Raw genomic sequence first — 15,103 nt, 5'->3', positions numbered from 1 at the left:
ACAACACCAGCACCTACAGTACGACCACCTTCACGGATTGCGAAGCGCAGACCTTCTTCCATCGCGATAGGAGCAATCAGCTCAACTACGAATTTCAGGTTGTCGCCTGGCATTACCATTTCAACGCCTTCTGGCAGTTCAACGGCACCAGTTACGTCAGTTGTACGGAAGTAGAACTGTGGACGGTAACCTTTGAAGAATGGAGTGTGACGACCGCCTTCATCTTTAGACAGTACGTATACTTCCGCTTCAAACTTAGTGTGAGGAGTGATTGAACCAGGCTTAGCCAGTACTTGACCACGCTCAACGTCGTCACGCTTAGTACCACGCAGCAGAACACCAACGTTCTCACCTGCACGACCTTCGTCAAGCAGCTTACGGAACATTTCAACACCGGTACAAGTCGTTTTAGTCGTATCTTTGATACCAACGATTTCTACTTCTTCACCAACTTTAACGATACCTTGCTCAACACGACCAGTTACAACAGTACCACGGCCTGAGATTGAGAATACGTCTTCGATTGGCAGGATGAACGGCTTGTCGATAGCACGCTCTGGCTCTGGAATGTAAGAATCCAGTGCTTCACCCAGTTCGATGATTTTCTTTTCCCACTCTGCGTCGCCTTCAAGGGCTTTCAGAGCAGAACCTTTGATTACTGGCAGATCGTCGCCTGGGAATTCGTATTCAGTCAGAAGTTCACGAACTTCCATCTCAACCAGTTCCAGCAGCTCTTCATCATCAACCATGTCACATTTGTTCATGAATACGATGATGTAAGGGATACCAACCTGACGACCCAGCAGGATGTGCTCACGAGTCTGTGGCATAGGACCATCAGTCGCCGCAACTACCAGGATACCGCCGTCCATCTGAGCAGCACCAGTGATCATGTTTTTAACGTAATCAGCGTGTCCTGGACAGTCTACGTGCGCGTAGTGGCGAGTAGGCGTGTCATATTCTACGTGTGAAGTAGAGATGGTGATACCACGTGCTTTTTCTTCAGGCGCGTTATCGATTTGATCGAAAGCCTGAGCTGAACCACCGTAAGTCTTAGACAGTACAGTAGTGATCGCAGCGGTCAGAGTGGTTTTACCGTGGTCAACGTGGCCGATAGTACCCACGTTTACGTGGGGTTTCGTACGTTCAAACTTTTCTTTTGCCATTTTTCTCGTTTCCTAAGTTAAAAGTCCGACCCAATACAGACCGGACCGAACCTTCATTAAGATTTAGTTTCTTGATTCGATAATCGCTTTTGCAACATTGCTAGGCGCTTCAGAGTAATTGAAGAACTCCATAGAGTATGACGCGCGACCCTGCGTTTGTGAACGCAGATCGGTGGCATACCCAAACATTTCTGAAAGCGGAACCTTCGCGCGAACAATTTTGATCCCGCCAATTCCGTCTTCCATTCCTTCGATCATGCCGCGACGACGATTCAGATCGCCTACAACATCACCCATCCAATCTTCTGGAGTTGTTACTTCAACTTTCATAGTGGGTTCGAGCAATACTGGATTTGCCTCAGCACAACCTTTCTTGAAACCCATAGAGCCGGCGATCTTAAACGCCATTTCAGAAGAGTCAACATCATGGTACGAACCATCGAACAAAGTAACCTTTACATCAAGTACAGGATACCCTGCCAGGACACCATTTTGCAGCTGCTCCTGAATTCCTTTGTCTACCGCAGGAATGAATTCTTTTGGTACAACACCACCAACGATTTCATTAACGAATTCGTAGCCTGCACCTTCTTCCTGTGGCTCGATACGCAGCCAGACGTGACCAAATTGTCCACGTCCGCCTGACTGACGGACAAACTTGCCTTCCGCTTCGACCTTACTGCGAATGGTTTCACGATAAGCAACCTGGGGTTTACCCACGTTACATTCAACCTTAAATTCGCGCTTCATACGGTCGACAATAATATCGAGGTGCAGTTCACCCATACCGGAAATAATCGTTTGACCGGTTTCGTCGTCGGTTTTCACCTTGAACGACGGGTCTTCTGCAGCCAGTTTACCCAGCGCAAGACCCATTTTTTCCTGGTCTGCCTGAGATTTTGGCTCTACGGCGATGGAAATTACCGGATCAGGGAATTCCATACGCTCAAGTGTAATAACATGATTCGGATCACACAAGGTGTCACCGGTAGTCACGTCTTTCAGTCCGATAGCTGCGGCAATGTCGCCAGCACGAACTTCTTTTAATTCTTCGCGGTCTTTCGCGTGCATCTGCACGATACGACCAAATCGCTCACGCTTTGCTTTCACTGGGTTGTACACAGTGTCACCGGTGTTTACCACACCTGAATAGCAACGGAAGAACGTGAGAGTACCGACAAACGGGTCGGTAGCAATTTTAAATGCCAGCGCAGAGAACGGCTCATTGTCATCAGCATGACGTTCTGCGTGTGTTTCTTTGCCATCATCGAGCACACCATCAATGGCCGGAACGTCTACTGGCGCCGGCAGGTATTCGATAACGGCATCAAGAACAGCCTGAACGCCTTTGTTCTTGAAAGCACTACCACAGGTAGCCAATACGATTTCGTTGTTCAGTACGCGGGTACGCAGACCCTGACGGATTTCCTCTTCGGTCAGCTCTTCGCCTTCCAGGTACTTTTCCATCAGTTCTTCTGACGCTTCGGCAGCCGCCTCGATCATCTCGGTGCGGTACTTTTCAGCTTTATCAGCAAGTTCAGCTGGAATATCTTCATAGGTAAAGGTCATACCCATGTCTTCAGCATTCCAGTTGATGGCTTTCATCTTGATTAAATCGATGACGCCACGGAATTCTTCCTCTGCACCAATATTCAGTTGAATCGGTACACAGGTCGCGCCTAAACGCTTGCGGATCTGACCCACAACACGTTCAAAATCCGCACCGGCACGGTCCATCTTATTGACGAAAACCATGCGCGGTACGTGATATTTATCAGCCTGACGCCAGACTGTTTCTGATTGAGGTTCAACCCCGGAAGACCCACAAAACACAACCACCGCACCATCGAGTACACGTAAAGAACGTTCTACTTCAATAGTGAAGTCAACGTGTCCCGGTGTATCAATGATGTTGATACGGTGTTGATCGTACTGCTGCTGCATTCCAGACCAGAAGCACGTGGTCGCAGCAGAAGTGATCGTGATACCACGCTCTTGCTCCTGCTCCATCCAGTCCATAGTGGCAGCGCCATCATGCACTTCACCAATTTTGTGTGATAGTCCTGTATAAAACAGAACACGCTCAGTAGTTGTGGTCTTACCCGCATCTACGTGGGCGACAATACCAATATTACGATAACGCTCAATTGGGGTCTTACGAGGCATACGTCTCTCTCAGTTTAAACGTTGATTACCAACGGTAGTGTGCGAACGCTTTGTTCGCTTCGGCCATACGGTGAACGTCTTCACGTTTCTTAACCGCAGAACCTTTGTTGTCTGCTGCATCTAACATTTCAGCTGCAAGGCGTTGTGCCATGGACTTTTCGCCACGTTTACGTGCCGCTTCAACCATCCAACGCATACCCAGCGCGTTACGACGAACAGGACGAACTTCTACAGGAACCTGGTAAGTAGAACCACCCACACGGCGTGATTTAACTTCCACTGTAGGACGGATGTTGTCCAGAGCGTCTTCGAACACGTCTAAGTGTGCTTTGCCGGTTTTTTCAGCAACAATATCAAGCGCACCGTAAACAATCTTTTCAGCAACTGATTTCTTGCCGTCGAGCATTACGACATTCATGAATTTAGCAAGCAGTTGTGAACCAAATTTTGGTTCTGGTAGGATTTTACGTTGACCTACGACTCTTCTTCTTGGCATTTTACAATTCTCCGTATGAATTCAGGGAAATCCCAAAACTCTAATTACTTCAGTTTGGCCTTACTAACGGAGAACCGTTAAGATTTAGGCCGTTTTGCGCCGTACTTAGAACGGGCTTGACGACGATCGTTAACGCCTGCGCAGTCCAGAGTACCGCGAACAGTGTGATAACGAACACCTGGTAAGTCTTTAACACGACCACCACGGATAAGAACAACGCTGTGCTCTTGTAGGTTGTGGCCTTCACCACCGATGTATGAAGACACTTCGAAACCGTTAGTTAAACGTACACGACATACTTTACGCAGTGCAGAGTTTGGTTTCTTAGGCGTAGTGGTATATACACGAGTACATACACCACGACGTTGTGGGCAAGCTTGCAGTGCAGCTACGTTGCTTTTTGCAACTGGCTGACGACGTGGCTTACGCACTAACTGGTTAACTGTTGCCATTAACTAGCTCCTGTTAGTAAATAATAAAAACCCGATACCATGGTCGGGTCTGCTAAACGGCTTAATGATTCCAAGACTTTATGTAAATGTGCTCTACATTTACCGGCCCCCAAATAAAAAAACCGCGCCCCTCGTTCAGACTGTCTCAGTTAAAAAATAACGGACTTACCTGAAATTGGGTCGCGGAATTCTAATGATCTCATAAGCCAGTGTCAAGATGTACAAAGGATAACCAAGGGATTATTCACTGTTCTACACCAAAACATCGTTGAGCAGCAGTTACCTACTACTCAACGAAAGGTCTTACTCGCCTGAGTCATCTCCGGCGTTTAATGCTTCGGTCAGTGCCTGTTCTGCTTCAGCCGCAGATACAGACATTTCCTCGATAGCTTCAGCACGCTTCTGCATACGACGCTCGTGGTATGCGAAACCGGTACCTGCAGGGATGAGTCGACCAACAATTACGTTTTCTTTCAGACCACGTAAATCGTCTTCTTTGCCCTGTACCGCAGCTTCTGTCAGTACGCGTGTTGTTTCCTGGAACGATGCTGCAGAGATGAAAGACTCTGTAGACAGTGACGCCTTGGTAATACCCAGCAACTGTGTTTCGTACAGTGCAGGCAGTTTACCGGCTTTTTCCATTTCACGGTTCGCGATCTTAACGTGAGCCACTTCGACCTGTTCGCCTTCCAGGAACTGTGTATCGCCTGGTGCGGTGATAATACACTTACGCAGCATCTGACGGATTACCACCTCGATGTGCTTATCGTTAATTTTTACACCCTGCAGACGGTAAACTTCCTGAACTTCGTTCACGATGTAGTTAGAAACCGCACTAATACCACGCAGACGCAGGATATCATGTGGAGACTCAGGACCATCGGCCAGAACTTCACCGCGCTCTACAGATTCACCCTCGAACACGTTCAGCTGACGCCACTTAGGAATCATCTCTTCGTAAGCATCTGCACCATCTTTCGGTGTGATAACCAGACGTTTCTTACCTTTGGTTTCTTTACCGAAACCAATGGAACCGGAGATTTCAGCCAGGATTGCAGGTTCTTTCGGCTTACGTGCTTCGAACAAGTCAGCAACCCGTGGCAGACCACCGGTGATGTCACGTGTTTTCGAGCTTTCCTGAGGAATACGTGCTAACACGTCACCAGCGTGTGCTAGTTTGCCATCTGCCGCTTCGATAGTGGTAAAGCTAGGCAGACGAATTTCCTGCAGACCAGTCTCGTCACTTTCCAGGATCAGCTTAGGTTCTTTCGCATTGAACTTAGACAGATCTTTAACCACAACACGGGTCAGACCGGTCAGTTCGTCCTGCTGCATCTCGGTGTTAGAGTCGTCGATATCAGCAAATGTGATCTTAGACGGACGCTCAACCACGATTGGGTGACTATGCGGATCCCAGTTCGCTACTACTTCACCGGCTTTAACTGCTGCGCCATCATCTACAGACAGAATTGCACCGTAAGGCACTTTATAACGCTCTTTCTCACGGCCGAAGCTGTCGATAACCGTCAGTTCGGTAGAACGTGAAACGATAACCACTTTGTCGTCCTGGTTGCGAACGAACTTAGCGTTATGCATTTTCAGGCTACCTTCAGTCTTAACCTGAACACTGCTTTCTGCTGACGCTCTTGATGCCGCACCACCAATGTGGAATGTACGCATGGTAAGCTGTGTACCTGGCTCACCGATTGACTGAGCAGCGATAACACCAACAGATTCACCTTTCGCCACCATGTGACCACGTGCAAGGTCACGACCGTAACACTTAGCACAAACACCGAAGTCGTTGTCACAAGTGATAACCGAGCGAACCATCATCTGGTCAACAGAGTTCTGCTCCAGCATGTCTACCAGTGCTTCGTCCAGCAGCGTGTTACGCTCAACCAGCACTTCGTCAGTACCTGGCTTGATTACGTCTTCTGCTACCACACGACCCAGTACACGCTCACGCAGCGGCTCTACAACGTCACCACCTTCAATCAGTGGTGTCATCTTCACGCCTTCAAACGTACCACAGTCGTCATTGGTGATAACCAAATCCTGTGCAACGTCTACCAGACGACGAGTCAGATAACCCGAGTTCGCAGTTTTCAGTGCCGTATCGGCAAGACCCTTACGCGCACCGTGAGTTGAGATGAAGTACTGTAGTACGTTCAGACCTTCACGGAAGTTAGCCGTGATTGGCGTTTCGATGATTGAGCCATCTGGCTTAGCCATCAGACCACGCATACCAGCCAGCTGACGAATCTGTGCGGCACTACCACGAGCACCGGAGTCGGCCATCATATAAACAGAGTTAAATGACGCCTGCTCTTCTTCTTCACCGTCACGGTTGATTACGGTATCAACCTTCAGGTTATCCATCATCGCACGGGCAACTTTTTCGTTGGCGTTTGACCAGATATCGATAACTTTGTTGTAACGTTCACCAGCAGTAACAAGACCGCCTTGGAACTGTTCCTGAATTTCAATAACTTCAGCTTCTGCAGCTTCGATAATGTCTTTCTTCGCAGCTGGGATAACCATATCGTCGATACCAACAGACGCACCCGCGATCATCGCGTAGTGGAAACCGGTATACATGATTTGGTCAGCGGCAATAACAGTATCTTTCAGACCCAGCGTACGGTAACACTCGTTAAGCAGTTTAGAGATCTGCTTTTTACCCATCGCTTGGTTGATAATTTCAAACGGCAGACCCTTAGGCAGGATCAGAGAGAAAATCGCACGACCAACAGTAGTGTCAGTTAATGTTACTTTCTCAGTTTTGGTGCCGTCTTCAGCAATATCATATTCAGTAATACGTACTTTTACGCGTGCGTGCAGTTCTGCCGCATCGGTACGGTACGCTTTTTCAGCTTCGTGCGGGCTGGTAAATACCATGCCTTCGCCGCGGCCGTTTACTTTGTCACGGGTCAGATAATACAGACCCAATACAACGTCCTGTGAAGGTACGATGATTGGCTCACCGTTCGCAGGAGACAGGATGTTGTTGGTAGACATCATCAGGGCGCGTGCTTCTAACTGTGCTTCGATAGTCAGAGGTACGTGAACCGCCATTTGGTCACCGTCGAAGTCAGCGTTGTATGCCGCACACACCAGTGGGTGCAGTTGAATCGCTTTACCTTCGATCAGGGTAGGTTCGAATGCCTGGATACCCAGTCTGTGCAGTGTTGGTGCACGGTTAAGTAATACCGGGTGTTCGCGGATTACTTCATCCAGAACGTCCCATACTTCCGGTGCTTCGCGCTCTACCAGCTTCTTAGCAGCTTTGATGGTAGTCGCCAGACCACGACCTTCCAGTTTGCCGTAAATGAATGGCTTGAACAGCTCAAGTGCCATCTTCTTAGGCAGACCACACTGGTGCAGACGCAGCGTTGGACCAACGGTGATTACAGAACGGCCAGAGTAGTCAACACGCTTACCGAGCAGGTTCTGACGGAAACGACCTTGCTTACCTTTGATCATATCGGCAAGTGATTTCAGAGGACGTTTGTTAGAACCGGTAATTGCACGACCGCGACGACCGTTATCAAGCAGCGCATCTACCGCTTCCTGAAGCATACGCTTTTCGTTACGTACGATGATATCTGGTGCTGCCAGATCCAACAGACGCTTCAGACGGTTGTTACGGTTGATAACACGACGATACAGATCGTTCAGGTCAGAAGTCGCAAAACGACCACCGTCCAGTGGTACCAGAGGACGCAGGTCCGGTGGCAGAACTGGCAGTACAGTCATAATCATCCACTCTGGCTTGTTGCCAGACTGTTGGAATGATTCAAGCAGCTTCAGACGCTTGGTGATTTTCTTACGCTTGGTTTCAGAGTTGATTGAAGGCAGCTCTTCACGCATTGCTGCAACATCAGCATCTACGTCGAGGACTTTCAACAGATCGAAAACGGCTTCAGCACCCATTTTCGCATCGAACTCGTCACCGTGTTCTTCCAGCGCATCCAGGTATTCTTCTTCGTTCAGAAGCTGGCTACGCTCTAATGTTGTCATACCAGGTTCGGTAACAACATAAGATTCGAAATACAGTACGCGCTCGATATCACGTAGAGTCATGTCCAGCATCAAACCGATACGTGACGGCAGTGATTTCAGGAACCAGATGTGGGCAACCGGGCTAGCCAGTTCGATGTGACCCATACGCTCACGACGTACTTTGGTCAGTGTAACTTCAACGCCACACTTCTCACAGATAACACCACGGTGCTTAAGACGCTTATACTTACCGCAAAGACATTCGTAGTCTTTTACAGGTCCGAAAATACGCGCGCAGAACAGACCGTCACGCTCTGGTTTGAACGTACGGTAGTTGATGGTTTCAGGCTTTTTCACCTCACCGAAAGACCATGATCGAATCATGTCCGGTGAAGAAAGACCAATTCGAATATTATCGAATTCTTCGGTCTTGTTTTGTTGCTTTAGAAACTTTAATAAGTCTTTCACATTACTCTCCCAGCGGAGTCAGTCTCTATAGCCCGGCGAACCGGGCCATCAAATCATACTATGGCGTTAGCCGTATTACTTTTCTTCCAGCTCGATGTTGATACCGAGTGAACGAATTTCTTTAAGCAATACGTTGAAGGATTCAGGCATGCCCGGCTCCATTCTGTGATCGCCATCAACAATGTTTTTGTACATTTTGGTACGACCGTTAACGTCATCCGACTTAACAGTAAGCATTTCCTGCAGGGTATATGCCGCACCGTATGCTTCCAGTGCCCACACTTCCATCTCACCGAAGCGCTGACCACCGAACTGTGCTTTACCACCCAGAGGCTGCTGTGTAACCAAGCTGTAAGAACCAGTAGAACGGGCGTGCATCTTGTCGTCTACTAAGTGGTTCAGTTTCAGCATGTACATGTAACCTACCGTTACCGGACGTTCGAACTGGCGACCAGTACGGCCGTCAAACAGGTCAATCTGTCCGCTTTCTGGCAGGTCAGCCAGTTTCAACATTGCTTTAATTTCTGCTTCTTTCGCACCAGAGAATACTGGCGTCGCAACAGGTACACCTTTACGCAGGTTTTCTGCCAAGCGACGTACTTCGTCATCAGTGAAGCTGTCGATGTCTACTTCCTGGTGATTCTCACCTAAGGTGTAAACTTCTTTCAGGAATTCGCGCAGCTTAGCCAGCTCTTCCTGCTCTTTGATCATGCGATCAATCTTCACACCCAGACCATGAGCCGCCATACCTAAGTGGGTCTCAAGGATCTGACCGATGTTCATACGCGATGGTACACCCAGCGGGTTAAGTACGATGTCTACCGGCGTACCGTTAACATCGTAAGGCATGTCTTCAACAGGGATTACTGTTGAGATAACACCTTTGTTACCGTGACGACCAGCCATCTTGTCACCAGGCTGGATGTGACGTTTAACCGCAAGGTAAACCTTAACAATCTTCAATACGCCAGGAGCAAGGTCGTCACCCTGGGTGATCTTACGACGCTTGTTCTCGAACTTCTTATCGAAGTCAGATTTGATTTCGATGTGCTGTTCAGCGATTTGATCCAGTTCCAGCTGTGAATTTTCGTTAGACAACGGAATTTCCAGCCACTTCTCACGAGGCATAGAATCCAGACGCGCTTCGTCAACACCGGCATTCAAGAGCAGGTTACGTGCACGAGAGAAGATACCGTCCGCCAGGATATTGAATTCGTCAGACAGGTCTTTCTTAACCTGACGTAACTGCATATCTTCAATTTCCAGAGCACGTTTGTCTTTCTCAACGCCGTCACGGGTAAATACCTGAACGTCGATAACGGTGCCGTGTACAGAGTTAGGTACACGCAGAGAGGTATCTTTTACGTCAGACGCTTTCTCACCGAAGATAGCACGTAGCAGTTTCTCTTCTGGTGTCAGCTGGGTTTCACCTTTAGGCGTTACCTTACCAACCAGGATATCGCCGCCTTTCACTTCCGCACCGATATAAACAACGCCAGATTCATCCAGCTTGCTCAGTGCAGCTTCACCAACGTTAGGAATATCAGAAGAAATCTCTTCTGGACCCAATTTGGTGTCACGAGCAATACAGCTCAGTTCCTGAATGTGGATAGTAGTGAAACGGTCTTCCTGAGCAACACGCTCTGAAATCAGAATCGAGTCTTCGAAGTTGTAACCATTCCAAGGCATGAACGCGATACGCATGTTCTGACCAAGTGCCAGCTCACCAAGGTCTGTAGAAGGACCGTCAGCCAATACATCACCAGCCACGATTGGGTCACCAACGTTACAGGTAGGCTTCTGGTTAATACAGGTGTTCTGGTTAGAACGGGTGTACTTAGTCAGGTTGTAGATATCGATACCTGCTTCACCTGGAAGCATTTCGTCTTCATCTACCTTGATTACGATACGGCTTGCGTCTACGTAATCAACCATACCGCCACGCTTAGCAACAACAGTAACACCAGAGTCAACCGCTACGGTTTTCTCCATACCAGTACCTACCAGCGGCTTATCAGCACGCAGTGTTGGTACTGCCTGACGTTGCATGTTCGCACCCATCAATGCACGGTTGGCGTCATCGTGTTCCAGGAACGGGATAATGCTCGCAGCAACAGAAACGATCTGCTGAGGCGACACGTCCATATATTTAATTTCTTCCTTCGGCATCAGCGTAGTTTCACCACGGTGACGTGAAGGGATCAGGTCGTCAATCAGAGCGCCGTTCTCGTCACAAGCAACATTTGCCTGTGCGATTTTGAACTGGCCTTCTTCGATAGCTGACAGATAATCGATTTCGTCAGTGATAACACCGTCTTCGATGCGCCGGAAAGGTGTTTCAAGGAAACCGAAATCATTGGTACGAGCAAAGCTCGCCAATGAGTTGATCAGACCGATGTTCGGACCTTCAGGGGTTTCGATTGGACACAGACGACCGTAGTGCGTTGGGTGTACGTCTCGAACCTCAAAGCCTGCACGTTCACGAGTCAGACCACCCGGGCCTAATGCAGAAATACGACGCTTATGCGTTACTTCTGAAAGCGGGTTGTTTTGGTCCATGAACTGAGACAGCTGAGAAGAACCGAAGAACTCTTTAACTGCTGCAGAGATTGGCTTCGCGTTGATCAGATCCTGTGGCATTACGTTGTCGAGGTCGCCCAGAGACAGACGCTCTTTAACTGCACGCTCAACACGTACCAGACCTACACGGAACTGGTTCTCGGCCATTTCGCCAACTGAACGAATACGACGGTTACCCAAGTGATCGATATCATCTACTTCGTCCTTACCGTCACGGATAAGGATAAGTTGTTTCATTACAGAAACGATATCGTCTTTGTCCAGGGTACCAGAACCGACTAACTCTTCACGACCTAAACGACGGTTGAACTTCATACGACCAACAGATGACAGGTCGTAACGATCTTCAGAGAAGAACAGGTTGTCGAACAGCGTTTCGGCAGCATCTTTTGTTGGTGGTTCACCAGGACGCATCATGCGGTAAATTTCTACCAGTGCTTCAAGGCGATTTGTTGAGCTGTCGATACGCAGGGTATCAGAGATATAAGAACCGTGATCCAGTTCGTTGATGTACAGCGTTTCGAATTCTTTGTTACCAGCCTGGCTTAATTCAGCCATGGTTTCCAGTGTCACTTCATCGTTAGCGCTTACCAGTACTTCACCGGTTTCTTCGTTAACGTAGGTGCGACCATATACACGACCGATCAGGTATTCAGCTGGAACTTCTAGTTCTGTAATGCCTGCTTTTTCCAGCGCGCGGGTATGACGTGCAGATACACGACGACCGGTTTCTACGATAACTTCACCGTCTTTACCGATAATGTCGAACTGTGCAGTTTCACCACGCAGACGATCAGGCACAACTTCCATTAACAGTTTGTTGTCCTGAATACGGATTTGTACTTTCTCGAAGAACAGATCAAGGATCTCTTCGGTAGTCATTTCCAGTGCGCGCAAGATAATCGTTGCAGGCAGCTTACGACGACGGTCAATACGTACGAACAGGTTATCCTTCGGATCGAATTCAAAATCTAACCATGAACCACGGTAAGGAATAACACGTGCGTTATAAAGAACTTTACCAGAAGAGTGAGTCTTACCTTTGTCGTGATCGTAGAATACACCAGGTGAACGGTGTAACTGAGATACGATTACACGCTCGGTACCATTGATGACGAACGTACCGTTCTCAGTCATCAGTGGGATTTCGCCCATGTAAACTTCCTGTTCTTTGATGTCTTTCACCGTACCCGGTGCAGCATCTTTATCGAACAGTACTAAACGCAATTTTACTCTTAATGGTGCCGAATACGTGACGCCGCGAATCTGACATTCTTTAACATCGAAGACCGGTTCGCCAAGGCGGTAGCTCACATACTGCAGCTCTGAACTGCCAGAGTAGCTTTTAATTGGGAACACAGAACGGAAAGCAGCTTCCAGTCCGTACTGACCATCTGCATCGATTTCAATAAATTTTTTGAATGAATCTAGCTGAATTGAAAGGAGGTATGGAATTTCCAATACCTGTGGGTGTTTGCCAAAATCCTTACGGATACGTTTCTTTTCGCTATAAGAGTAAACCATGGGTTCCTCAGCCTGCTGATTTTTGACCCAACCTGCTGTCTGAAACTTCACCAGACAACAAACTTCCACGACCCTTTTTCGGGGTAATTGCATAGCATACACCAAAATTTAACCAAATAGTTAGTTAAGACTTTGGTTTTCTGCCGAATTATTTTTATCCCGATGTGCTTTTGGTGGTTACAGTAAAGGGTTAAAAACTGTACACCCTACAGCGCAAAAAGGCTGGTGGTCAATATTAACCACCAGCCTTGCCGTTTCAGGCAGGTAATCTAAACAAATTAGATTACTTAACTTCTACTTCTGCACCAGCTTCTTCAAGCTCTTTCTTCAGTGCTTCAGCTTCGTCTTTAGCTACGCCTTCTTTGATAGCTTTAGGAGCTGATTCTACCAGTTCCTTAGCTTCTTTCAGACCTAAGCCAGTCGCGCCGCGAACTGCTTTGATTACTGCAACTTTGTTTGCGCCGAATGAAGTCATTACAACGTCAAATTCAGTCTTTTCTTCAACTGCAGCAGCTTCGCCGCCAGCAGCTGGACCAGCAACTGCAACAGCAGCAGCAGATACGTTGAATTTTTCTTCAGCTGCTTCGATCAGTTCAACCAGTTCCATTACTGGCATTTCAGCGATCGCGTTTAAGATATCTTCTTTAGTCAGAGCCATTTCTCTAAACTCCCGGGATTAAAATGTTAAAAAAATCAATATGCCAAAAACGCCAATTACTTGGTGTCTTTGACCGCCGCCAATACACGCACAAATTTGGCAGGAACTTCGTTGATTGTTTGAACGAACTTGCCAACTGGTGCCTTGAAGGTTGCAAGAAGTCTTGCAAGCGCTTCGTCGCGGGTAGGCAGAGCAGCTACTGCATCCAGTTTTTCTGGACCAAGCAGACCACTACCGATAGAAAGTGCAGTAACTTTCAGCTTATCGTTCTTCTTACCGAAGTCTTTGAAAAGACGTGCTGCACCGCCTGGTGCATCGATAGAGAAGCCATAGATAAGCGGACCAGTTAAGGCGCTTTCCATATCTGCAAACTGACTGTCAGCTAATGCACGCTTGGCCAGAGTGTTACGTACAACCTTCAGGTATACGCCTTGCTCACGAGCCTGTACACGCAGAGCTGTCAGTTCTGCAACTTCCATCCCACGGTATTCAGCAACGGCTACGGATAGAGCGCGAGACGCAACGTCAGATACTTCTGCTACGATCTCTTTTTTTGCTGCTAAACCTAGTGCCACTGAGTTCACCTCATAAAATCTGATTTCCGTTCCGGTTTCCCTTCCCTTCCATCAGTGTTCACAGATTGATACATCTACTTAAAGTAGCTGTACCGCTCTACGGTGTTCGTTATCCCAGAGAGTCTGAGTCGAAACCACCGTCTGCGCAGGCTGTTGTATTAAGTTAAGCGTTGGTGCAAAAGTTCTCTTACCTCTTTTGCCGCTTAGCGCCTGCGGTCTTGGACGGGAGCTATCGTTATTCGCTTTTGGCGATATACAACAGCTCCAACCCATAACCTTTAAGAGACAGACGGGCTATGCCATCTGTAAAAAGTCTTACAGACCTACAGTACCTTTATCAACAGATACGCCAGCGCCCATAGTGGTGCTCAGGCTTACCTTCTTGATGTAGAGGCCTTTAGCTGAAGAAGGCTTAGCTTTCTTCAGTGCTTCCAGAAGGGCTTCCAGGTTCTCTTGAATCTGGTTAGCTTCGAAAGCAATCTTGCCGATGCTAGCGTGGATGATACCATTCTTATCGTTACGGTAACGAACCTGACCAGCTTTAGCATTCTTAACTGCAGTTGCAACGTCAGGCGTTACAGTGCCAGTTTTAGGGTTAGGCATCAGGCCACGTGGACCTAAGATTTGACCCAGTTGTCCAACAACGCGCATTGCGTCAGGGCTAGCAACTACTACGTCAAAGTCCATCTCACCCGCTTTAACTTTCTCAGCCAGGTCGTCCATACCTACGATGTCCGCACCTGCTTCTTTAGCAGCTTCAGCGTTTGCACCTTGAGTGAATACTGCAACGCGAACGTCTTTACCAGTACCGTTAGGCAGTACAGTTGCACCACGTACGTTTTGGTCAGATTTCTTCGCATCGATACCCAGGTTGATAGCAACGTCTACGCTTTCTGCGAACTTAGCAGTAGCCAGTTCTTTCAGCAGAGCAACGGCTTCGTTGAAATCGTAATCTTTAGTCGCGTCTACTTTCTCGCGGATCAGGCGAGCGCGTTTAGTCAATTTAGCCATTC

General features: G+C 48.0%; 9 protein-coding genes. All 9 read right to left on the bottom strand.

Going from position 1 to position 15,103, the window contains the following annotated elements; all coding sequences use genetic code 11:
• Positions 1-1,166, bottom strand: a 1,166-nt coding sequence (tuf, locus tag BFC18_RS00375) for an elongation factor Tu (protein ID WP_070123210.1), incomplete at its 3' end; no start/stop codon positions are given.
• 63 nt (positions 1,167-1,229) lie between these two features.
• On the bottom strand, positions 1,230-3,332 hold the full coding sequence (gene fusA / locus BFC18_RS00370) for an elongation factor G (protein WP_070123209.1): 2,103 nt from the start codon (positions 3,330-3,332) through the stop codon (positions 1,230-1,232).
• A 25-nt stretch (positions 3,333-3,357) separates the two neighbouring features.
• Positions 3,358-3,828 (bottom strand): 30S ribosomal protein S7, encoded by a 471-nt coding sequence (gene rpsG / locus BFC18_RS00365; RefSeq protein WP_070123208.1) that lies wholly within the window; start codon positions 3,826-3,828, stop codon positions 3,358-3,360.
• 77 nt (positions 3,829-3,905) lie between these two features.
• The gene (gene rpsL, locus BFC18_RS00360; protein WP_070123207.1) at positions 3,906-4,280 is read right to left on the bottom strand and encodes a 30S ribosomal protein S12; all 375 of its coding nucleotides are present in this window, start codon (positions 4,278-4,280) and stop codon (positions 3,906-3,908) included.
• 303 nt (positions 4,281-4,583) lie between these two features.
• Positions 4,584-8,753: a DNA-directed RNA polymerase subunit beta' gene (gene rpoC, locus BFC18_RS00355; protein WP_070123206.1), complete on the bottom strand. Its 4,170-nt coding sequence runs from the start codon at positions 8,751-8,753 to the stop codon at positions 4,584-4,586.
• Between the two features lie 75 nt (positions 8,754-8,828).
• The gene (gene rpoB / locus BFC18_RS00350; protein ID WP_070123216.1) at positions 8,829-12,857 is read right to left on the bottom strand and encodes a DNA-directed RNA polymerase subunit beta; all 4,029 of its coding nucleotides are present in this window, start codon (positions 12,855-12,857) and stop codon (positions 8,829-8,831) included.
• A gap of 283 nt (positions 12,858-13,140) precedes the next feature.
• On the bottom strand, positions 13,141-13,515 hold the full coding sequence (gene rplL / locus BFC18_RS00345) for a 50S ribosomal protein L7/L12 (RefSeq protein ID WP_070123205.1): 375 nt from the start codon (positions 13,513-13,515) through the stop codon (positions 13,141-13,143).
• A 56-nt stretch (positions 13,516-13,571) separates the two neighbouring features.
• Complete coding sequence (rplJ, locus tag BFC18_RS00340) at positions 13,572-14,090, bottom strand: 50S ribosomal protein L10 (RefSeq protein ID WP_070123204.1); 519 nt, start codon at positions 14,088-14,090, stop codon at positions 13,572-13,574.
• Between the two features lie 315 nt (positions 14,091-14,405).
• The gene (gene rplA / locus BFC18_RS00335) at positions 14,406-15,101 is read right to left on the bottom strand and encodes a 50S ribosomal protein L1 (protein ID WP_070123203.1); all 696 of its coding nucleotides are present in this window, start codon (positions 15,099-15,101) and stop codon (positions 14,406-14,408) included.
• Positions 15,102-15,103 lie beyond the last annotated feature (2 nt).

Source organism: Alteromonas confluentis, assembly GCF_001757105.1.
Classification (GTDB): Bacteria; Pseudomonadota; Gammaproteobacteria; order Enterobacterales; family Alteromonadaceae; genus Alteromonas; species Alteromonas confluentis.
Note: the sequence above shows the minus strand (reverse complement) of the source record. Positions and strands in the feature narration are given on the sequence as shown.